The organism is Runella sp. R5_40 (genome assembly GCF_057652295.1).
In genome coordinates, this window is sequence record NZ_JBYFCH010000005.1 from 307,016 (window position 1) to 329,698 (window position 22,683).

At 43.7% G+C, this 22,683-nt stretch carries 21 protein-coding genes; 15 read left to right on the forward strand and 6 right to left on the reverse strand.

From position 1 onward, the window contains the following. Window positions 1–30: 30 nt before the first annotated feature. Complete coding sequence (locus AC23N5_RS12475; protein WP_183975958.1) at window positions 31–1,752, reverse strand: GMC oxidoreductase; 1,722 nt, start codon at window positions 1,750–1,752, stop codon at window positions 31–33. A gap of 157 nt (window positions 1,753–1,909) precedes the next feature. Between AC23N5_RS12475 and AC23N5_RS12480 the strand changes: the two genes are divergently transcribed. Continuing rightward, window positions 1,910–3,295, forward strand: coding sequence for a Gfo/Idh/MocA family oxidoreductase (locus AC23N5_RS12480; RefSeq protein ID WP_487755849.1), 1,386 nt, complete (start codon window positions 1,910–1,912; stop codon window positions 3,293–3,295). Between the two features lie 71 nt (window positions 3,296–3,366). On the opposite strand, the gene AC23N5_RS12485 is transcribed toward AC23N5_RS12480, so the two are convergent. The 4 genes from AC23N5_RS12485 to AC23N5_RS12500 form a co-directional block, all read right to left on the reverse strand. Beyond that, window positions 3,367–4,248 carry a class I SAM-dependent methyltransferase gene (locus AC23N5_RS12485; protein ID WP_183976240.1) on the reverse strand — a complete coding sequence of 294 codons (882 nt, stop codon included), beginning with the start codon at window positions 4,246–4,248 and terminating at the stop codon, window positions 3,367–3,369. A gap of 120 nt (window positions 4,249–4,368) precedes the next feature. Then, complete coding sequence (locus AC23N5_RS12490; RefSeq protein WP_487755850.1) at window positions 4,369–5,970, reverse strand: hypothetical protein; 1,602 nt, start codon at window positions 5,968–5,970, stop codon at window positions 4,369–4,371. Beyond that, window positions 5,957–6,373, reverse strand: coding sequence for an EVE domain-containing protein (locus AC23N5_RS12495; protein ID WP_183975952.1), 417 nt, complete (start codon window positions 6,371–6,373; stop codon window positions 5,957–5,959). The genes AC23N5_RS12490 and AC23N5_RS12495 overlap by 14 nt, the downstream gene beginning before the upstream one ends. 50 nt (window positions 6,374–6,423) lie before the next feature. Next, window positions 6,424–7,350 carry an ROK family protein gene (locus AC23N5_RS12500; RefSeq protein ID WP_183975950.1) on the reverse strand — a complete coding sequence of 309 codons (927 nt, stop codon included), beginning with the start codon at window positions 7,348–7,350 and terminating at the stop codon, window positions 6,424–6,426. 126 nt (window positions 7,351–7,476) lie between these two features. Between AC23N5_RS12500 and AC23N5_RS12505 the strand changes: the two genes are divergently transcribed. After that, on the forward strand, window positions 7,477–7,944 hold the full coding sequence (locus AC23N5_RS12505; RefSeq protein ID WP_122929933.1) for a redoxin domain-containing protein: 468 nt from the start codon (window positions 7,477–7,479) through the stop codon (window positions 7,942–7,944). Window positions 7,945–8,133: 189 nt separating this feature from the next. Continuing rightward, on the forward strand, window positions 8,134–8,703 hold the full coding sequence (locus tag AC23N5_RS12510) for a TetR/AcrR family transcriptional regulator (protein ID WP_487755851.1): 570 nt from the start codon (window positions 8,134–8,136) through the stop codon (window positions 8,701–8,703). Here the strand turns inward: AC23N5_RS12510 and AC23N5_RS12515 are convergent. Beyond that, a complete protein-coding gene (locus AC23N5_RS12515) occupies window positions 8,700–9,416 on the reverse strand; it encodes a hypothetical protein (RefSeq protein ID WP_487755852.1) in 717 nt (238 codons plus the stop codon). The two genes, AC23N5_RS12510 and AC23N5_RS12515, sit on opposite strands and share 4 nt — an antisense overlap. A gap of 330 nt (window positions 9,417–9,746) precedes the next feature. Here AC23N5_RS12515 and AC23N5_RS12520 point away from each other — a divergent pair, with 330 nt between their 5' ends. The 12 genes from AC23N5_RS12520 to AC23N5_RS12575 all read left to right on the forward strand — a co-directional run bounded on the left by AC23N5_RS12520 (window position 9,747) and on the right by AC23N5_RS12575 (window position 22,664). Beyond that, window positions 9,747–10,025, forward strand: a complete 279-nt coding sequence (locus AC23N5_RS12520; protein ID WP_157607636.1) for a co-chaperone GroES — start codon at window positions 9,747–9,749, stop codon at window positions 10,023–10,025. 115 nt (window positions 10,026–10,140) lie between these two features. Then, window positions 10,141–11,781 carry a chaperonin GroEL gene (gene groL, locus AC23N5_RS12525; protein WP_183975942.1) on the forward strand — a complete coding sequence of 547 codons (1,641 nt, stop codon included), beginning with the start codon at window positions 10,141–10,143 and terminating at the stop codon, window positions 11,779–11,781. 343 nt (window positions 11,782–12,124) lie between these two features. Then, on the forward strand, window positions 12,125–14,617 hold the full coding sequence (lon, locus tag AC23N5_RS12530) for an endopeptidase La (protein ID WP_487755853.1): 2,493 nt from the start codon (window positions 12,125–12,127) through the stop codon (window positions 14,615–14,617). Window positions 14,618–14,731: 114 nt separating this feature from the next. Beyond that, entirely contained in the window at window positions 14,732–15,073 is a 342-nt protein-coding gene (gene gldC / locus AC23N5_RS12535; RefSeq protein ID WP_183975938.1) for a gliding motility protein GldC, read from the forward strand. Between the two features lie 32 nt (window positions 15,074–15,105). Then, window positions 15,106–16,083 (forward strand): N-acetyl-gamma-glutamyl-phosphate reductase, encoded by a 978-nt coding sequence (gene argC / locus AC23N5_RS12540; protein ID WP_487755854.1) that lies wholly within the window; start codon window positions 15,106–15,108, stop codon window positions 16,081–16,083. Between the two features lie 248 nt (window positions 16,084–16,331). Beyond that, window positions 16,332–18,029, forward strand: coding sequence for an OstA-like protein (locus AC23N5_RS12545; protein ID WP_487755855.1), 1,698 nt, complete (start codon window positions 16,332–16,334; stop codon window positions 18,027–18,029). Between the two features lie 164 nt (window positions 18,030–18,193). Further along, a complete protein-coding gene (locus tag AC23N5_RS12550) occupies window positions 18,194–18,817 on the forward strand; it encodes a T9SS type A sorting domain-containing protein (protein ID WP_183975932.1) in 624 nt (207 codons plus the stop codon). Between the two features lie 85 nt (window positions 18,818–18,902). Continuing rightward, window positions 18,903–19,823: an outer membrane protein assembly factor BamD gene (locus tag AC23N5_RS12555; RefSeq protein ID WP_487755856.1), complete on the forward strand. Its 921-nt coding sequence runs from the start codon at window positions 18,903–18,905 to the stop codon at window positions 19,821–19,823. A gap of 23 nt (window positions 19,824–19,846) precedes the next feature. Then, window positions 19,847–20,161: a DNA-directed RNA polymerase subunit omega gene (locus AC23N5_RS12560; RefSeq protein ID WP_028524748.1), complete on the forward strand. Its 315-nt coding sequence runs from the start codon at window positions 19,847–19,849 to the stop codon at window positions 20,159–20,161. 82 nt (window positions 20,162–20,243) lie between these two features. Further along, window positions 20,244–21,452 carry a bifunctional phosphopantothenoylcysteine decarboxylase/phosphopantothenate--cysteine ligase CoaBC gene (coaBC, locus tag AC23N5_RS12565; RefSeq protein ID WP_487755857.1) on the forward strand — a complete coding sequence of 403 codons (1,209 nt, stop codon included), beginning with the start codon at window positions 20,244–20,246 and terminating at the stop codon, window positions 21,450–21,452. Between the two features lie 52 nt (window positions 21,453–21,504). Continuing rightward, window positions 21,505–22,437 carry a type IX secretion system protein PorD gene (gene porD / locus AC23N5_RS12570; protein WP_487755858.1) on the forward strand — a complete coding sequence of 311 codons (933 nt, stop codon included), beginning with the start codon at window positions 21,505–21,507 and terminating at the stop codon, window positions 22,435–22,437. Next, a complete protein-coding gene (locus AC23N5_RS12575) occupies window positions 22,437–22,664 on the forward strand; it encodes a hypothetical protein (protein ID WP_487755859.1) in 228 nt (75 codons plus the stop codon). The genes porD and AC23N5_RS12575 overlap by 1 nt, the downstream gene beginning before the upstream one ends. The last annotated feature ends 19 nt before the right edge of the window (window positions 22,665–22,683 follow it).

A 22,683-nucleotide genomic window follows, 5' to 3' on the forward strand; every position in this document is an offset into this window, starting at 1 on the left:
CAAGACCCCTTCTGGCTCCCCAAAATAATATCACAAACTCTTCGCTTTCAACTGCTTCACGGCATAATTGGTAGCTCGTGCCGTGATGGCCATAAAAGTAAGTGACGGATTTTGGGTAGAATTGGAAGTCATACAAGCGCCGTCGGTGACAAACACATTTTTGCAGTGATGCAATTGATTCCACTTGTTCAGCTGCGAGGTTTTGGGGTCTTTACCCATTCGTACCCCGCCCATTTCGTGAATATCTAGCCCTGGTGCTTTGCTAGGCACATCGTTGGTTCCGATATTTTTAAAACCTGCCAGGGTCAACATTTCGGTCATTTGTTCGTGAAAATCTTTGACCATGTTGTCGTCGTTTTGGTCGTAGGCGACGGAGGTTCTTAACAACGGAATCCCCCACGCATCTTTCTGATTTTTGTCCAACGTTACAAAGTTGCTTTCTTTCGGAATCGTCTCCCCCATCATCCAAGACCCCACGCGCCAGTTGCCGTATTTAGGATTGGCTAAGTTGGTTTTGAGACCTTCACCCATGCCCGAGGTGTCGTAGTTCATCACACGTTCTCCCGAAAAACCTGCGGCGTAACCACGTAAAAAATCCGTTTTTTCTTGTTGAAAAACGTTTCTAAAGCGAGGAATGTAGCTACTTCCTGGCCGTTTTCCTTCTTGGGTCGTATCCAAAAGCCCTTCGTATTCACCAAAAATGGTCGTTCGGAAATTGTGAAACGAAATGTATTTTCCCAACAATCCATTATCGTTGCTCAAACCATTGGGAAAACGATTAGACGTCGAATTCAACAGTATCAAATTGGTATTCAATGTCGAGGCATTTAGGAAAATGATTTTGGCATAATACTCAATCATTTCTTTGGTGTTGGCGTCAATGACCCGAACGCCCGTGGCTTTCCCTAGTTTTTCGTCATAAATCACCGAATGCACCACCGAATGTGGGCGTAACGTCATTTTTCCCGTGCGCGCCGCCCAGGGCAAGGTCGAAGCGTTGCTACTAAAATACCCACCGTACGGACAGCCCCGCACGCACAAATCGCGCTGCTGACACTGTGCCCTACCTTGCTTGTAATGAATAGGCTGTGGTTTGGTCAAATGCGCACAACGGCTCACGATCACGGGGCGAGTTCCTTTGTAGTGCTTGGCCATTTGTTGACCAAAATGTTTCTCCACGCAAGCTTGTTCAAAAGGTGGCAAAAACTCCCCGTCGGGCAATTGTGCTAGTCCGTCTTTGTTTCCCGAAATCCCCGCAAAAATTTCTACATGGCTGTACCAAGGTGCCAACTCAGCGTAGGAAATGGGCCATTCCACCGCAAATCCATCGCGGGCAGGGCCTTCAAAATCGTACTTCGACCAACGCTGCGTTCCGCGTGCCCACATCAACGATTTTCCTCCTACTTGGTAGCCACGAATCCAGTCAAACGGTTTGTCTTGGATGTACGGATGTTCGTTGTCTTTCACAAAAAAGTGAGCCGAATCCTCTCCAAACGCATAGCAACGACTTGCAATGGGATTGGCATCAGTAATTTCCTTGGGCAGCTCCCCCAAATGCGGAAACTCCCACGGGTTTTTGAGAGTCGTAGGGTAATCGGTTACGTGTTTGACGTCGCGACCGCGTTCGAGCACGAGCGTTTTAAGGCCGTGGTCGCATAGTTCTTTGGCCGACCAGCCGCCGCTAATTCCCGAGCCTACGACAATGGCATCAAACGTACGTTCCTTGACCGAATCAATGTTGAAGAAAGACATGATAGATGTTTTAGCTGTTGATTTTCAGACAGGTTTTGTACATAAAAAGTAGCTTATTTTTATTGTTACTGATGGAATCTAAAATTTTGTCATCCAAGCTATGTAATTGCTAAAGAATGTGGTACTTTAGGCCATAGACTATCTACTTGAATTTGTTATGCCAACCTTTAATCGCCGCACTGTCTTAAAAGCCCTTGGCCTTTCGGCGGGTGTTTCGGCCATCGGAACTTCTGCTGAGGCAAGTACTGTCAAAGAAATTACGTTTTCGCCCAATCCACTCTATGTCCCTATCGCTCAGCCCGTCACGGCCATCGTGTTGGGGGCAGGCAACCGAGGCAATGTGTATGGGCGCTACGCCGTAGCCAATCCTTCTGACGTCAAAATGGTCGGGGTGGCCGAGCCCAATCAGTTTCGTAACGAACGTTTTTCAAAAACGCACGGAATTGAGGACAAACATCGTTTCAATACTTGGGAAGACGTGTTTAAAGTCCCAAAATTTGCGGATGCCATTATCATTTCTACCCCCGACACGCTGCATTACGGCCCTGCCCTTCAGGCACTGAAAATGGGCTACCACGTGTTGCTCGAAAAACCAATTTCGCCTTCCATGCAAGAATGTTTGGAGATATTGGCCGCCGCCAAAAAGTCCAAAAGCATCATTGCCGTTTGTCACGTTTTGCGTTATACCGCGTATTTCCGAAAACTAAAAGAGCTGTGCGCCTCGGGAGATTTGGGCGAAATGATTAGCATCAACCACCTCGAAGGCATCGAACACGTCCACATGGCGCACTCTTACGTACGCGGGAATTGGCACGAATCGAAGAAAACGAACCCCATTATTTTGGCTAAATCTTGCCATGACCTCGACATCATGCGTTGGATTGCCAACAAGCCCGCCAAAACCGTTTCGGCCTACGGCAACCTCAAGTGGTTCAAAGCCGAAAACGCTCCCGAAGGTAGTACCGAACGTTGCGTTGAAGGCTGTAAAGTAGAACGGGAATGCCCCTTTTCAGCCATAAAAGTGTATTACGAACAGAAAAAACGCATCCACGTCCTCGATGTACCCGAAGACCCAGCTCTGCAAGGCCCAGCGATTTTGGAACGTTTAAAAACCTCCAATTATGGCCGTTGTGTGTATAAAATGAACAACGACCAACCCGACCATTATACCAGCATTTATCAGTTTGACAAAGGCGTGTTGGCCACTTTTGGCCTCGAAGCGTTCACGGGCTGGGAAGCGCGCAAAACCCGCGTGATGTTCAGCATGGGAGAGATTGAGGGCGACAACGACCTCATCAGGGTCACTGATTTTCGCACCAAAGAAGTAACGATTTGGAAAGCAAGTGCTCAAAAAGAGTTTAATAACTCAGGACACGGAGGCGGTGATTATGGCTTAATGCAAAACTTTGTACAAGCCGTTTCACAAAATAATCCTGCCTTGCTTACCTCCACCATTGAAGCCTCAATTGAGAGTCATTTGATGGGTTTTATGGCCGAAGAAAGTCGCAAAAATGGCCGTTCGATGGAGATTAAAATTGGGTAGAAATAGTATAGCTAACTTCCCGAAAGTTCAAAACTTTCGGGAAGTTTAAAACTTTCGGGAAGTTCTTCGTTTTACACACTCGCAAAACGATAAAAAATACCCAAAGGCAGCTTCCGTTTGGCACGGTCAGGCAAAAAGAGTTCACCGCTTTCCGCATTAGGAACGTCCCCAAAACTATCAAGTACCAAGTTTTCGGCCATCAACGCCGAAAAACCGAGCGAGTATAAGTTTAAAATAAAAACGAAATCTTGGTTATCCAGCAATTCTGCGCACGATTTCAGCAAATCGTTCAATTGTTCTTCCAATACCCATTTTTCTCCCGAAGGGCCGCGACCATAAGCGGGTGGGTCCAAAATCAGGCCATTGTATTTTTTACCACGGCGCACTTCCCGTTGCACAAACTTAAAGGCATCTTCCACCATCCAACGAATGTTGTCCGTTTCGCTGCCTTCCATGTTTTCACGCGCCCACGTCACCACGGGCTTTACCGAATCAACGTGCGTTACGTCGGCACCAGCTTGGCGAGCCGCCACCGAAGCTGCCCCTGTGTAAGCAAACAAATTGAGCACCGTTGGGCGCTCCACCTTCATGGCTCGAAGTTTGGTATCTAAATAGTCCCAATTGGCTGCTTGCTCGGGAAAAATCCCAACGTGTTTGAAGGAAGTAAGCGAGCACTTTAAACGCAAATTTAATCCGCCGTGGCGGTACTGCGTCCACCATTTTTCGGGCATATTGGGCGCAAGTTTCCACACTCCTTTTTCTGGCGAACCTTTGTCACGCAGAAAAGTTGCCTGCGCCATTTGTTTCCATTCATGATCAGAAAGGGATTTATCCCAAATGGCCTGTGGCTCTGGCCGTGCCAACACATACGCCCCAAAGCGTTCTAATTTTTCAAAATTTCCGCTGTCAATCAGTTCGTATTCTTTCCAGTGAAGAGGAGTCAGAAGTTGCATATACTAGTCGTCAGCCCATTGTACAGAGGGCTTTTTAGGATGATTCAAACACAAAAGTAACTCTGCAAACCGAAATTTTTCATTCCGTTGCAGAGTTACTTTGTTATTTATCCAAAAAAATTAAAACGAAATCTTATTCAAATAAAACACGTTTCGGCGGCCGTCGTCACCCGTAATTCGCTGATAACCAAAAGCCAAGTAGAAGTTATCATACCAATACACCACCTCATCGGTTGATGTTTGACGTACTTTATCTCCCAAATCAGCCGTCATGATAGGAATCGGACGAAGGTCTTCAAGCACTTTATCACGGTCAAAAACTTTGGCTTTGATGGCACCACGGCTGCTGTAAAACATCGAAACCGTTTTGTCGTCGTTGGGTTTAATGCGCATTTTTTCCTTGAGTTCCATGCTACGAACGTTCTCAAAAGGCAACGAGTTATCCCAAATCAAATCGCCTTTGGCCGTAAAACCTGCCACGATGGCATGGGTATAAACAAATCCATTGAAAATCTGGCCATTATTCATCCGACGAGCTCCGTACCAAGGATCCCAATAAAACGGATTCAAAAGCCCCATCGTCGGATACATTCCCATTCCACCATACATCATTGGTGAGCCCCACCACGAGCTCGTGCCGTAGGGGCCGATGTTATTGTTTTTGTATTCGGGGTAAAATATTTCTCCCGAAATCAGGTAATTGCCATTTTGTTCAATGATGTCGTGTACCAACAAGCGGTAGTTCAGCTTCACATCGTCGCCATTTTCACGTTTCCGCTCAATCTTTCGTTGCATTCGCTCTTGCTCCCGCTCCGACATAAAATTGAAGAAATTTTTGAAATCGGTAAAGCTATGGTACTGCGTAAATTCGACTTCATCATAGACAATTTTACTCAAAAATAAGCCCTGAGAAGCGCTGTTGTTGTTGCCTTGCATATTGCGGAAGCCATACGTCCCAATCATCAGTTTGGTTGAGTCGTTGAGCATAAACAACCGACCGTTCAATAACGAATAATCGGGTTCGGGGCTGATTGTCACTTGTCCTACGGCTTGACCGTATTCGTCAAACGTTCGAGAAATAATCTTGATTTCCTTTCCCTTGCGAGCGGCATAGCAAACATTGACCAAATGATGGAGCGTATCCACATCTACCGATTGAATCACAGTGTTTGCTTGGGTCACGCCTGCCAATACTTTACTCTGCTTTGAAGCTAAATTGGTATATAAAAGCATGGGTTCGTCACGAACCGTACCTGCCATAAAGACCGAATAACCCAGGGTTTGAAAATCGGTAATTTGAAACTTATCGACCGACGACAGATAGAATGTCTCCATATACCCCGCCAAACCTACTTTAACGACTTGGTAAAAATCGGTACGGCTACGGGTAAACAGCAAATACACCGATTGGCCATCAAACGACGACTTGACAAAGTCGAGGTTATCCTCAATTGTTCCATTTATACTCCAATCCCGATCTAAATTTGAGTTTAGTTTCTGGAGATTAAAGGCATTTTTCGCGATTTGTGACACTAAAATCACTCCGCGCGCGCCCAACGAAATCGTATGATACGACTCGCTCGTTCCCACCACTGGCAACTCCACGCGTTTTATCGTTTGGGCTTGAACTCCCGACAGAAGTGCTCCCAAGAGCGCAATCAGAACTATGCTAAAAACCCATTTTGGGTTGTCCACAATGGACGTTTTTTTATGTGCTTTCATTTTGGCTTAAACTTAGTATGACATCAAACTCTTCGGGTCGGATAGGCATTACCGACAATCGAGATTGCCTAATTAACGCTATTTGATCCAATCTATTATCTGCTTTAATTTGCTTCAATGTCACGGGTTTGGCCAAAGGCTGAACAGGCACAAGCTCCACGACCACCCAGCGCGGGTCGTCGGTTGTAGGGTCAGGATATGCTTCCTTCAATACCTGAGCAATGCCTACCACTTCCATGCCCTCATTGCTATGATAAAACAGAACCCAATCACCTTCTTTCATGGCTTGGAGGTTGTTGCGGGCTTGGTAATTACGCACGCCATCCCACACACTTTTTCCTGCCGTTACAAAATCATTCCAACTATACACAAAGGGCTCTGATTTGACCAACCAATAATTCATCTTGTTTCTTTTACTTTTCTACTACGCTATTTTTGAGAGTGTTGTTGCAATTAGCTAACGAGCATGGCCGCGCCAAATACCCCTGCACTATCTCCTAACTTGGGTCGAAGTATTTTGGTTTCGACTCTTCCGCTGTTGAAAATATATTTTTTTGCCCGTTCAACCCCTTCGGTGTATAACAAATCAATGTTTCCAACCCCACCACCAAGTACAATGGCATCGGGATCCAAAATATTCATCAATACCGACACCGCCTTGCCAAAGTACTCCAACATTCGGTCGATAGTCTGGGCAGCGTACGGGTCATTCCCCGCTTCGTAGCGTTTCATAATCTCCTTCATCGTGATTTGTTCACCACTAATTTTAGCATAAAAACGCTGTAAAGCAGGCCCCGAAAGCACTTGTTCTACGCAGCCTTTTTTGCCGCAATAACAGTCGTCTCCGTTGGGTTCCAATTCATTATGCCCCCACTCTCCTCCTATTCCTTGGACACCGTTTAGCACAAATGCTTGGCCGTCTTTTCCTTTCAAAACCACACCACCACCAACACCTGTTCCCATGATGACGCCAAAAACACAGTTAAACGTTGGAACGACATCAGGCACAATCCCCATAACTGCCTCCGCAAGTGCAAAACAATTGGCATCGTTGGCTATCTCCACAGGTATTCCCAACATGCTCATCAAATCGCTACGCAAAGGCATATCGTTCAAACAAGTTGTGTTGCAATTTTTCATTAACCCCGTCGAAGGCTCAACCGTCCCTGGCGTACCTACGCCTATTTTTTCCGCCTTATAACCCGTCTCGGCTTCGAGTTCTCTGACAAGCCTAACAATCTGACTGGCGATGTGCGCATACCCTTTATGTGCTTCTGTATCAATACGTTTACGAATCACAACTGAGTCGGGAGAAGGTGATGACAATACAACGCCTTCGATTTTTGTTCCGCCAAGGTCTATTCCCCAAATGGTCTGCATTTTTTGTAAATGGTTGGTGTTTAGTATAAAGCTAATTTTTTGGCATAATTACGAACATTTACGCATTTGTCAAGTTTTCAAAGGGTATTTCTATTTTTGCCGAAACAAATCAAAAAATATATCACCATGTCATTACAAAAAGGCGACAAAGCTCCCGATTTCAAACTTTTCAATACAGAGAAAAAAGAGGTTTCTCTCGAAGATTTTAAAGGTAAAAACCTCATTATCCATTTTTTTCCATTGGCTTTCACGGGGGTTTGTACTACCCAACTCTGCACCATGCGCGACAACATTGAGTACTACACACGCCTCAATGCCGAAGTTTTAGGAGTGTCTATTGACTCCATTTTCAGCTTGGGCAAATTCCGTTCTGAGCAAAATTACACCTTCGATTTGTTGTCGGATTTCAACAAAAAAATGATTCAAGACTACGGTGTTTTCTGCGAAAACTTTGTTTTTGGCATGAATGGCGTCGCAAAACGCGCTGCTTTTGTGATCGACAAGGACGGCACCATCCAATACGCCGAAGTCCTCGAAAGTGCGGGTAATTTGCCTGACTTCGGTGCCATCAAAGCCACGCTCGAATCGCTTTAATCGCGACTATATTCGACATATTAAGCCTCGTAATCAAGCCATTACGAGGCTTTTTTTATGCCCATTGATTTGGATTTCCATGCCCGAAGTTATTAATTGTAGAATATTTAACACTGTAAAGTGTTCCAAGTACGAAAATTCTAATAGAAATCTAACGTCAAAATGGGCATTGTGGAACGTCGTGAGCGCATGAAAAAGCAATTACGCGCTGATATTTTAAAAACCGCTAGGGACATTGCGCGTGAAGAAAGTTGGGCAGCAGTCTCTATCCGTAAAATCGCCGATGTGATTGAATACAGCCCACCGATGCTCTACGAATATTTCGACAACAAGGATAAAATTTTAGAAACCATCCGCAACGATGGCTTTGCGGCACTGCACGAAGAATTGCAAAAATTAAAGACCCTGTACCGAAGTCCCGAAAAACTACTAATGGAGTTTGCCCAAATCCAGTGGCGCTTTGCCATAGAACAAACGGAGGTGTTTCAGGTCATGTTTAACATAGACGGCGCCAACTGTCTTTCAAAACAGGTCTATCAAGCAGAATTTGCCAAACTCAACACCCATCCCGTTTGGGAAGCACTGGCCCAAATCCGCCCAAGGTCTGCGGATGCGGTTTCCAAGACTTTTTACGAGTGGTGGTGCTTGACTTACGGCTTCTTACTCATTTCGATTGTCACGCAGCCTCGTCCGCAACTTCCCAACCTCGAACCTATTTTTATGGAATCAGTCCGACGGTTTGTAAGAGGGCTTAGTTAGGCCGATTTTTCTGGCTGGCAAACCACCCGATACACCATTTGTTTGGCCAAAGGCAAAAGCGTTTCCTGCACGGGGTAATCAATGGGCGATTCGACCAAATAAGTGGCAGGATTGGGCAATTCGCGGCGCTTTTGGATAAGGGTCAACTTGAGATTTTCAAAGGTGTTTGCCACGTTCTTTGGCACCGACTCAATGTACTTCGTTTTGATAGTCTGCTCCTCACTGCTCTCAAACAAACGTACGTTGTATTGAAAAATATCGGTTGCTTTCTGGGTTGTTCGGTAAATAAACAGATACCCTTCTTTCAAATACAAGGGCATGATACCTACGGGGGTAAATACCAATTTCGAGGCAATGTCTTCGGATTGGTCTTGTCCGCGTGTCAGCGTTTTCTGAAAAAGTGGCAGAGAATACTCTAAAATGCTGTCAATTTCGGTCATTTCTTCACTCTGTGCCACTTGTTCATACAAAAATTCCATTTTTTGTACATCTACCCCCACAATACGCTTTCGGAAAGAGGCTAAAAATTGCTTTTTTGACTGCCTCAACTGCGCCGAAAGTTTAAAATGTTTTTCAACCTCGGGCAAATACGGATACAGTTTGTGCTCATCAAACTGCGAATTAACTCCCTGTAAATAAGCCTTTAACACGTATTTTTTATACTCAAAGTCTATCAATCCTTCCGTGAGCCAGTTATGATTCAATTTTCTCATGTCTTAAAACTTTCAGTGGTTGAAAACATTCGGAAACCTGTGCATATCAAGAGGAAAAATGGTCTTTGCATCTTATCTACCACCTCTTCCTTCGACTGTCCCAAATTACAAAAAAAAGCAGCACAACCAAATAATATCAAAGGTATTTTTGCGAATCCCCAATGATTATTTTGATAATGTCAGACTTTCCCATGTCTTTACTACAAAAACTGAAAAAATGTCAGACTATAATTCAATTTTTGAGCTGGCATAGAAAATGAGTTAAAAAGAGACGACAAAACTTAGTACTAAGTTCCAATAGTTGTAAAACCATCAAAACCCCTGATAATCATGTCAGAAGTAAAAGTTAAACCATTAGCTGATCGCGTTCTAGTGCAAACTGCACCTGCCGAAGAAAAAACTGCATTTGGTATCATCATTCCAGACACTGCAAAAGAAAAACCACAACGTGGTACTGTAGTAGCAGTAGGCCCAGGTAAAAAAGACGAGCCCCTAACAGTAAAAGTAGGAGATACTATTTTGTACGGTAAATATGCGGGCACTGAAATCGCCGTTGAAGGCCAAGAGTACCTCATCATGCGCGAATCTGACATTTTCGCTATTATCTAAATCAATGCAAATGTGGCAATTTGATAATTCGGTAATTTGATACTATATATCAGCCCAGTTTTCAGTTGCTCTATTTTCAAATTTCCAAATTCCATAATTTTCAAATTTAAAAAAAATGGCAAAGAAAATATTCTTCGATACAGAAGCACGCGACAAAATCAAAAAAGGTGTTGATACGCTTGCAAATGCAGTAAAAGTAACCCTCGGACCTAAAGGCCGTAACGTTATCATCGACAAAAAATTCGGTTCACCAGCTATCACTAAAGACGGTGTAACAGTAGCGAAAGAAATCGAATTGAAAGATGCGATGGAAAACATGGGTGCTCAACTCGTGAAAGAAGTTGCTTCTAAAACTGCTGATGCAGCGGGTGACGGAACAACAACTGCGACCGTATTGGCACAAGCGATTTATGCTATCGGTTCTAAAAACGTAGCTGCTGGTGCAAACCCAATGGATTTGAAGCGTGGTATCGACAAAGCTGTTTTGGCCGTAACTGCCAACCTTGCTGCTCAAGCGCAAACAGTAGGCGACGACTTCAGCAAAATCGCTCAAGTTGCTACTATCTCAGCTAACCATGACGAAGAAATCGGTAACATGATTGCTGACGCCATGAAAAAAGTAGGTACTGAAGGCGTAATCACAGTTGAAGAAGCTCGCGGTACTGAAACGGAAGTAAAAACAGTAGAAGGTATGCAGTTTGACCGTGGTTATTTGTCACCATATTTCGTGACAAACGCGGAAAAAATGGAAGCCGAATTGGAGAAACCTTTCATCTTGATTTCTGAGAAGAAAGTATCTTCAATGAAAGAATTGTTACCTGTATTGGAAGGTGTTGCTCAAACTGGCCGTCCATTGTTGATCATCGCTGAAGACGTAGATGGCGAAGCGCTTGCAACATTGGTAGTGAACAAAATCCGTGGTGCCTTGAAAGTGTGTGCGGTAAAAGCGCCAGGTTTTGGCGACCGTCGTAAAGCCATGTTGGAAGACATCGCAATCTTGACGGGTGGTACTGTTATCGCCGAAGAGCGTGGTTTCAAATTGGAAAACGCTGACCTTTCTTACCTAGGCCACTGCGAAAAAATCATCATCGACAAAGATAACTCAACGATTGTGAACGGTTCTGGTGACCAAGAGCAAATCAAGGCCCGTGTTAACCAAATTAAATCACAAATCGAAAATACAACTTCTGACTACGATCGCGAAAAATTGCAAGAGCGTTTGGCGAAATTGTCAGGTGGCGTAGCTATCCTTTATATCGGTGCGGCTACGGAAGTTGAAATGAAAGAAAAGAAAGACCGCGTAGATGACGCCCTTCACGCAACTCGCGCTGCGGTTGAAGAAGGTATCGTAACTGGTGGTGGTGTTGCGCTTATCCGTGCAATCTCTGCGTTGGATGCCGTTCAAGGTGCTAACGACGACGAAGTAACGGGTATCAACATCATTCGTCAAGCGTTGGAGTCTCCACTTCGTACCATCGTTGCCAACGCAGGTGGCGAAGGTTCGGTGGTAATCAACCGTATCAAAGACGAAAAAGGCGGTTTTGGATATAACGCCAAAAACGACACTTACGAAGATCTTTTCGCAGCAGGTATCATCGACCCTAAGAAAGTAACTCGTTTGGCACTTGAAAACGCTGCGTCTATCGCAGGTTTGTTGTTGACAACTGAGTGTATGATTGCTGACGAACCAGAAGAAAGCGCTGGCGCAGGTGCAGGTGCTCATGGTCACGGTGGTGGCATGGGTGGCATGATGTAATCAGGAGCTTCCTCATAGTAGCGTACAACGAAAGCCCTCGGACTTCCGGGGGCTTTTATTTCGACCAATACTTACGCACAGTTAATTGTATTGGTTAACGTCAACAGACTTTTACTTACGCCTGAAAACATTTAAGTAGTTTTGTGGAAAAAATACTCAGTATTAGTACTTGCTTAAGTAGTTAGAATAACAAAATTTTTCACTTTGCACCAATACATTTTTATTAGTTTCCGTCTAACAAACAATTGATTTCATTTCTCCTGCCCTTAGCATAGCTAAAAAATCGTTAAAATTTTGTTATTTTAAGTTTTTAAATAAGCACTGTCAAAATGACAGCCCAATCATGAAAATTGACCCAAACGAACTATATACTCGACTCATGTTGGCGGAATCAGACATTGATAACCTCGAAATACTTCCCCTTGGAGGTCCAGAAGGCGACGATGAGCCGATTGAAATGCCCGATGAACTAGCCATTCTTCCCCTTAGGAATACCGTTTTGTTCCCTGGCATGGTCATCCCTGTGACAGTCGGACGCCAAAAATCCATTCGTTTGGTTAAAAAGGCGTACAAAGGCGACCGAATTATTGGGGTCATTGCCCAAAAAAATCAGGATAAAGCCGAACCCGTTAGTACTGATTTGTACGACATTGGGACGATGGGCTACATCATCAAAATGATTACCCTTCCCGATGGTAACACCACAATTATTTTACAAGGACGCCAACGTTTTAGGGTTAGTGATTACGTTCGCGAAGAACCTTATATGATTGCCAAAGTATCTCCCATCGAAGATTACTTTCCCAATCAAAACAAAAAAGAGTCAAAAGCCCTCATTCAGTCGCTCCGCGACTCCGCTCATAGAATTCTTCGTCTCAATCCAGATATTCCTCAAGAAGCGCGTATCGCTTTGGACAACATAGAAAGTCCAACGTTTTTGACCCACTTCTTGTCGTCAAATCTCAATGCCGAAGTAGCCGAAAAACAAGACTTGCTTGAAAAAGCTACCATCTCCGAACAAGCCGTCAAGTTGCTTGAGCTGATGATGCGTGAGATTCAAATGCTCGAACTAAAACGCGACATTCAGTCGAAGGCTAGTTCGGACATTGACCAACAACAACGCGACTATTTCTTGCGTCAGCAAATCAAAGTATTGCAAGATGAGCTAGGCATGGAAACTCCCGAACGCGAGCTAGAAGACATCCGTTTTCGCGCCTCAAAGAAAAAATGGCCAGAAAATGCCAAAAAACACTTTGACAAAGAGGCACAAAAGCTCCAGCGTATCAATCCAATGGCACCTGATTACCCCGTGACACTCAACTACCTCGAATTGATGGTTGATTTGCCATGGGGCGAATATACAAAAGACAATTTTGACTTAAAGAGAGCACAAAAAATCCTTGATGCTGACCACTTTGGCCTAGAAAAGGTCAAAGAGCGTATCATCGAATACCTTGCCGTTCTTAAACTTAAAAATAGCCTCAAAGCACCTATTTTGTGTTTGTACGGCCCTCCAGGGGTAGGTAAAACGTCGTTAGGAAAATCAGTCGCCAAAGCCCTCGGACGTAAGTACATCCGTATGGCATTGGGTGGTTTGCACGACGAAGCCGAAATCCGTGGGCACCGTAAAACATACATCGGGGCAATGCCAGGCAAAATCATCCAAAATATCAAAAAATCGGGTTCTTCTAACCCCGTTTTTATCTTGGACGAAATAGACAAAGTGAGCTCTAATTTCCGTGGCGACCCAGCTTCGGCTTTGCTTGAAGTGCTCGACCCTGAACAAAACAACGCCTTCAACGACAACTACTTAGAGGTAGAATACGATTTGTCGCGAGTGATGTTTGTTGCCACTGCCAACTCTTTGGAAAGCATTCATCCCGCCCTTCGCGACCGCATGGAAATCATTGAGTTGACAGGCTATACGGTAGAAGAAAAATTGCAGATTGCCAAAAAATACCTTGTTCCAAAACAACGCAAAGACCACGGTTTAGACAACAAATCGTTTTCGGTTGACGACAAGGCATTGGTAAAAGTAATCGAAAACTATACCCGTGAATCGGGAGTACGTAACCTCGAACAAAAAATCGGCACACTCGTTCGTAAGATTGCCAAGTCGATTGCGCTTGAAGAAGAATACCCAAAAACAATCAAGGCCGAGCACATTGAAAAATGGTTAGGTGCCGAAATATTTGACAAAGATTCTTACCAAGGCAATGACACCGCAGGTATCGTGACGGGCTTGGCATGGACGTCGGTTGGGGGCGAAATCTTGTTTATTGAATCAAGTTTGAGCCGAGGAAAAGGAGGATTAACCCTTTCTGGGCAGCTCGGGGATGTCATGAAAGAATCGGCCATTACGGCGCTTTCTTACCTCAAAGCCCATTCGGACGACTTGGCCATCGACTACCGTATTTTCCATAATTACGACCTTCACATCCACATTCCTGCGGGAGCGGTGCCAAAAGATGGCCCTTCGGCGGGTATCACGATGCTGACGTCAATTGCGTCGATTTTCACCCAACGTCGCATTATGCCACATTTGGCTATGACAGGCGAAATCACCCTTCGTGGCAAAGTATTGCCCGTGGGAGGTATCAAAGAAAAAATATTGGCCGCTGGCCGCGCGGGCATCAAAGACATTATTATGTGTTCAAAAAACCGCAAAGATGTCGAAGAGATCAATGCTAGTTACATCAAAAACCTGACGTTCCATTACGTGGACACGGTTCAAGATGTATTAGCGATTGCTTTGTTGCCTGAGAAAGTCAAAAATCCAATGCAGTTTATTTTGCCCGAAGAAAAAAAGGAAAGTACCTCCTTATCGGTCAATTAAAGGAATCTAAATGAACGTTTTTGCGTTCCCAAAGGTGTTGGTAGGCAACTATCAACACCTTTTCTTTACCAATTTTACGTAATTTTACGCCCCCAAAATAAGTTCATCCTCCGCATGTCACAAAAAGAAATTAGGTTCACCATTGAACAAGACGCTGAAAGAATCCCAGAAAAAATATATTGGGAGGCAACCGACAACCCCAACGAAGGGTTAGAAGAAACCAAAGCCATTGCAGTAGGTGTGTGGGATCAATTCCACAAAGGAACGTTGTTCATTCCGCTTTGGACCAAAGAAATGGAAGTGTTTGAAATGAAACGTTTTTGCATCGAAATGCTTGGCTGTGTAGCTGATACGTTACGCAATGCCACTGGCGATGAAATCATGGCTGCTCAAATCGACGAAGTAGGCTTGGCCCTTACGAAGCGGCTCCAAAAGGAAATGCAAGCAGCGAAGTAATGTTCGATGAAGTTCAAACTCACCATCCACCAATGATACAAATAGGAATCGTCGGGGCGGCAGGCTATACAGGCGGCGAACTGCTCCGTATTTTAGTCAATCACCCCCACGCAGATATTCGCTGGGCACATTCTAAAAGCCAAGCGGGCAAGCCCGTTTATGCTACCCATACCGATTTATTGGGCGACACCGAATTGACTTTTTCGGGCGAAGACATTGCCAGTTTGCTCCAACTTGAAGGACTAAATGTTATTTTTCTTTGTTCGGGGCACAACGAATCGAAAAAGTTTTTGACAGAATATGCCGTTCCAGCAACGGTCAAAATCATTGACCTCAGTACCGACTTTCGTGACCAGTCCAATGGCTTTGTCTATGGTTTGCCTGAGCTTCAGCGGGAACAAATCAAAACGGCGACCAAAATCGCTAACCCAGGTTGTTTTGCAACAAGTATCGAGCTTGCCTTGCTCCCACTGGCAGCGGCGGGGTTGCTTACGAACGACATCCACGTAAGCGCCATCACGGGCTCTACAGGCGCTGGGCAGTCGTTGAGTGCTACCACACACTTTTCGTGGCGTAACAACAACATTTCGATTTACAAAGCCTTTACGCACCAACACCTCAAAGAAATCAAAATGAGCTTGGCGAGTTTGCAAGAAGGTTTTGACAAAGAAGTCAATTTTATTCCTTACCGTGGCGATTTTACCCGTGGTATCATGGCCAATGTTTACACACATTTTACAGGTACATTGGAAGAAGCCGTTGCACTTTATCAATCGTTTTATGCCTCGCATCCGTTTACACACGTAACGACCCAAGACATTGATTTGAAGCAAGTAGTGAATACCAACAAGTGTTTGATTCAACTGCAAAAACACGACAATAACCTACTGATAACGAGCGAAATAGACAACCTTACCAAAGGAGCATCAGGGCAAGCAGTCCAAAACATGAACCTTCTCTTTGGCCTTTCCGAAGACTTAGGTCTGCGTTTGAAAGCCCCCTCGTTTTAATCATCAGATTAAGAGTTTTCGAAGCCAACAGTCGAAGTGCAGAACAGACTGTTGGCTTTCTTGTTTTCGTTAATGTATGTTAAGAATGGAAGGCCAAACCGTTTTTAGTTAATTTTGCACATTCTCTAATTCAGTACATTAAACTGACCAGTTTTTCGCGGCCCATGATTTTTTCAAATAATCGTTTATTTCATTGCAACCCTCAAGGGCTTTTGTGCGTATTACGAGTAAAATACCTCGTAGTTCTCATGGGTTTACTTTTTACCTTACAAACCAACGCCCAACGCCCAACCCCAGCGGTTGCAGGTGAAGAGAAGGTATTTTTATTAGGTGCCGATAGCATTACTTTTTATAAACAAACAGACGGCAATGAGGTTCGTCGAGTGAAAGGCAAAGTAACTTTCCAACACAAGGGGGCCATCATGCACTGTAATTTGGCCATTCACAATGTGTTATCAAATGCACTTGAAGCCTACGGTAATGTGAAAATTGTACAAGGCGATACGGTAACGGTCACGGGAGATACCTTGTTTTACTACGGTAATAGCCGTTTGGCAAAAGTTTCGGGGAAAACAGTAACACTTAAAGACCAAAAACGTACCCTTACGTCCAATCGAATTGAGTATGACATGGCAAGCGGCATTGCATTTTATCCCAACCGTGGAAAAACAGTAGATGCCGAAAATACGTTAACAAGTAAGCAGGGGTATTACGACACCAGAACAAAAATCTCGACCTATTACCGAGACGTGAAGCTGGTCAACAAAAAATATACCCTCACTACCGATACACTTGTTTATAACTCGCTAACAAAAATTGCTGACTTTAGGAGTTTGACAAAAGTTGTGAGCAAAGACGGAACAGTTGTTGCTAAAAATGGTTCTTATAACACCGAGACAGGCGCGTCGATTTTCCGAACAAGAACCACCATCAACAACCCTGACTATACCCTCACTGGCGACTCATTAACGTTTGATAACCTCAACAAACGGGGATTTGCCAAAGGCAAAGTAGAGTTAGTAGCCAAAAACGACGAAACCATTTTGAACGGCGATTTTGGGCAATACGATGGAAAACTTGGTAAGTCAAAGGTATGGGGACACGCCCTCACGCGCACCGTTATCTCCAAAGATACGTTGTTTATGACCGCCGACACGCTGTATTCCATTGAAATTAAGTCTGACTCGCTTACCCAAAAATCAAAGCGGCAGAACCTAAGACAAAAAAACGTTGAAAGTGATTCGACAAACGAACAAAAACCGCGGCAATTGATTGGTTATAAAAATGTTTTGTTGTACAAAAGAGATTTACAAAGCAAGTGTGACTCTTTGATTTACAATTCATTAGACTCAAATATCACTTTTTTAAAGAAGCCAATAATTTGGTCTAAACAATACCAAATGGAGGCCGACTCCATCATTGCACAACTGGTAGATCAAAAGCTGAGAACGATGTATTTGAAGGCAAAATCGTTTGTCATTGCTCGGGATACATTGCTTAATTTTAACCAAGTCAAAGGCAGGCGAATTACTGCTTCTTTTGATGACAGTACTCGATTACAAAAAGTGTTTGTAGAGGGCAACGGGGAAAGCGTCTATTTTGTAGCCGACGACGCCATGAAGCCCATGGGGATGAACCGCGTAGAGTGCGCCAAAATGACCCTCAATTTCAAACAAAATCAAGTAAAGCGAATACAATTTGTTGGACAGCCCGAAGGGCGGTTTATTCCACCACAAAACATAAAAGGTGACGAAAAACAACTAGAAGGTTTTAGCTGGAGAGACAAAGAAAAACCAACAAAAGAAGAAATTTTTTCTAGGGCTAACTTTAAACCTAACCCGCCCACGGTTGTCAAAGCGGTAGAAAAAGCCCCCGAAAAACCCAAGACAACGGTAAACAAAGGTGGGGTAAAACCGAAAGTCAAAGCAAAGTCAAAAAAACTTTAGAAAAGAGTGAAACTTTTTTACGTTTTTTCGTCGTATATATTGTACAACCGCAAAATAATTTTTAACAACATTTTAAGTTCCATTTTTTGATTTTCAATTAATTTCAATATATTTTTGTCCAACCATTAGAGCCGACACTATGCTCATTTCGTCCAAGATCAGCTATGAAGAAAACTATACTTACATATACATTGCTCACTTGCTTCAGTTTACTGACGCTTAGTAATGTATTCGCCCAAACCGATGCCAATCGAAACAAAAGCCGATTGAATATTGGTAAAAAGCCCGCAGAAAGCACTGCGGCAACTTTAACGAAGATTCCAAGTTCGCTCGATAGAAGTATCAAGTTACGCCCAAGTGCGGCTATTAATGCCTATTATCGTTCGGTAATGCTTAATACACCCACAACAACTGGCAGCGCAACTGTTAATAAAAACCGTACAACCAAGGAGTCTGCAAGCTTTATCGCTACCGATTCACGCCCTTCACTTGATGAAACGAAGTCGGAAGATTTGCTTTTTTTGAGTGATAAAATCCGTGTTTTAAATGCGTATCCTAATCCTGCCAATGATTATACCGAAATTGATTATCAAATTTCAGGATTAACAGGGCCAGCTAAAATTACGCTCTTTAACGTGATTGGTAACAGTGTGGCAGAGTACGAATTAGACAAAAACGACCGTCAGCTTCGTATCTCAACTCGCGAAATGCCAACGGGTGTTTATTTTTACCGCTTACTCCTCGAAGGAAAAGCAACTGCAACAAAAAAATTATTGATTCGCCATTAGTATCGAATTCTATACAAAAGCATACTTTTATAGCTTTATATTTCGTTGGGAGATATAAAGCTATTTTTGTATTTTTGTGCCTGCTATGCGTAAGACCCTATTCGGATATACACTGCTCTTCTTAACTACCCTCGTTTTGGGTTCGTGCAGTAAGTTTTCAAAACTTCAAAAAGAAGGAACCCTCGAACAAAAATACGAGGCCGCTCTCCAATATTATAAAAAGGCGGATTATTATCATGCTGGTCTTCTTTTTGAAGAAATCACTCCCCTTCTCAATGGGAAAGATGCTAGACAAGCTGAACTTGCTCAGTTTTACAATGCGTATTGTAATTTTAAGCAAGCCAATTATAACATGTCTCAGTTTTTGTTCAAAAACTTTTATGAGACATTCCAACGAAGCGAATACGCCCAAGAGTCGTTGTACATGCACGCTTACTCGCTCTACAAAGATTCTCCTAATTTCAACTTAGATCAAACCAGTACTTTAACGGCAATTGCGGCCCTTCAGGATTTTATTAATACTTACCCTGAAAGTGCTTTTCGTGAAGAATGTACGGGGCTTATCCTAGAGCTTCGGGATAAGTTGGAGAAGAAAGCCTACGAAAAAGCAAAGCTTTACTACCAAACAAGTGAAGCCAATATCGCGAACTTCCGTTCGGCAGTTGTAACAATCAACAATTACCAAAAAGAATTTCCAGATTCTAAATACAACGAAGAACTTTCTTACCTGCGGGTTGATGCTCAGTACAAACTTGCCAAATTGAGTTTTGCTGAAAAACAAAAGGAACGCTACCAAGATGTAAACAAATACTACCTTGCTTTCCTGGATAAGTATCCCAAAAGTAAGTTTGTACGTCAGGCAGAACGCTTCTACGAAAGTACCCAAAAGGAATTAGCGACGATTTTAGACGCAGAAAAAGCCGCTAAGGAGGCCGCCAAAGACGCCGTTCCGTCCAACACTGGAAAGCTCTCAACACCGTCGTCAACGACACCACAAAACAAGTAATTCATCTGTAACAATTAATATATATGGCAGCTTCACCTTCTATCATAACACGCGACTCCGATAAACTTGCCGCCAAAACTGGCAACTTGTACGAGTCGGTATCAATTATTTCTCGTCGTGCGCGTCAGATTGCTTCTAAAACAAAAGAAGAACTCAACAACAAATTGGCTGAGTTTGCATCTGGCATCGACAACCTTGAAGAAGTGTTTGAAAACCGTGAGCAAATCGAAATCTCTAAGTTTTATGAGCGTCAGCCAAAACCTACGAGCATCGCCATCGAAGAGTTCATGGAAGATAAGTTGTACTGGCGTGCAAACGACGAAGACGACGCTAAATAACAAACATCTGAAAAATACGTAGTAAAAAGCCGCACCAATCCTTAGATTTGTGCGGCTTTCTTTGTTTTTCTCAACAGCCTCTATGTCTATCTTACAAAACAAAAAAATTATCGTTGGGGTTACGGGCAGCATCGCTGCTTACAAAAGTGCCCTACTTGTTCGGTTGCTGATTAAAGCAGGCGCTGAAGTCCAAGTAATCATGACCAACGCCGCCCAATCATTTATCACGCCCCTTACTTTGGCCACGTTATCCAAACGGCCTGCGCTGAGTGAGTTTGTACAAAATGAAGCAGGCGAATGGAATAACCACGTCGATTTAGGACTTTGGGCCGACGCCGTAGTTGTTGCCCCCGCTACGGCACACACCCTTTCAAAATGCGCCACTGGGCTGTGCGACGACCTGCTAACAGCCGTTTATTTATCGGCACGTTGTCCCGTTTTTTTCGCCCCAGCCATGGATTTAGATATGTATCAGCATGGCTCTACTCAAAAGAACCTAGAAACCCTGCAAGCGTTTGGCAACCATCTTATCCAAGCCGAACATGGTGAGTTGGCCAGTGGGCTTGTTGGTACTGGCAGAATGGCCGAGCCAGAACATATCATCACTGCTCTTGAAAAGCATTTTTCGGTACAGCCCGTTTTAAAGGCAAAAAAAGTACTTATTACTGCTGGCCCTACCCAAGAACCCATTGATCCCGTACGCTACATTAGCAACCATTCAACGGGAAAAATGGGGTATTCGATTGCTCAAGCGTTTGCATTTGCGGGAGCTGACGTCACGTTGGTGAGTGGCCCCACCAATCAAACCTTAGACGATTCATCTATCAATGTCATTAAGGTGAAATCGGCACAAGAAATGTACGAAGCAACGGCTGGTCAGTTTCCCGCTGCCGATATTATCATTTTGTCTGCTGCGGTTGCAGATTACACACCTGCCCAGCCTGCGAACAGGAAAATCAAGAAAAAGGAAACTCATTTTTCGATTGAACTAACCAAAACCGTTGACATTGCGGCTACGCTTGGTCGTCAAAAAAAGTCCCATCAACTTATGGTTGGTTTTGCCTTAGAAACCGACAACGAATTTGAAAATGCACTTGGCAAATTAGCCTCCAAAAACCTTGACCTGATTGTACTCAACTCCCTCAACGACAAAGGAGCGGGCTTTGCATACGATACCAATAAAATAACCGTTATTGAATCAGACGCCACCGTGCATCAATTTGAGCTAAAGTCTAAAAATGAAGTAGCCCAGGATATTTTAGCACTTGTGGTATCAAAATTGTTGTCCTAATTTAGTACTCGAAATTTCAGTGATTCAACTATTGATGATAGCCTTTATGAATATGATTAAGAAATATAGCTGGTTGTTGTTGGTTGCTTTATGCGCCTTTATATCTACCCAATCAGCAGAAGCGCAAGAACTTAACTGCACTGTAACGCTTAATTTCAATCAACTTGTTTCTCAGCAAAACACCGACAACAGCAACCTCAATCAGCTTCGTTCGGTGATTGCGGATTTTATCAATGCCCGCCGCTGGACCAACGACAACTACAACCCAGAGGAACGCATTAACTGTAAAATCAACATCAACCTTGTTCGCTCACCCGCCCAAGGGATTTATGAAGGCACCGCCCAAGTGGTAGCAACCCGCCCCGTGTATGGCACTAATTACGAAAGTGTTATTTTAAATTTCATTGATCGTAATTTTAATTTTAGCTACTTACCAAGCAACCCAATGTACTATAATGAAAACACTTACAGTGATGAATTAACCCAGACATTGGCGTTTTATGCGTACCTAATTTTAGCCGTTGACTATGATTCTTTTAGTAAACTTGGCGGAAATCCTTACCTACAAAAAGCCCTACAAACGGCAAACCTAGCGGCGGGAGTTAGCCCCGCAGGCGCACCCGCAGGCTGGAACTCTACAGGAGGTGACCGACGGAATCGGTATTGGTTAATCGATAATTTTAATAATCAAATCATGCTTCCTGTTCGTGAATCTATGTACGCTTATCATCGAACAGGGTTGGATAAATTTACCGAAAACCCCGTTGCCGCTCGTCAACAAGTGATGAACCTGTTGAATGCCGTCCAACAAGCAAGCAAAGGAATGCCAGGCGCAGTGTATATCAACACGCTCTTCGATGCCAAAGGCGAAGAAATTTACAAAATCATGGCAGAAGCTAGTAAAGAAGACCGACAGAAAGCATTTGCAATTCTTTCACAACTCGACCCTGCCAAAACCGAAATGTACCGTAAATTGATGCGCTAATGAGCAAACGATTGGTTAAAATTCCGCTGAATGATCTGCCCGCTCACGCCAATGAGCTTATCGGGAAAACGGTCAATGTTGTTTTAAAAAGCAATCAAACATTTTATGGGCAATGTGAACGCATCGAAAATACCTTCTTTGTTTTACGGGATTTCCGAAAACACGCTCATCAACTGGCTTTTACGCAAATCGAATCGGTAATTTATGACAAATCAGCTACTTTTTGAGTAGTTCCAAACCCAAAGG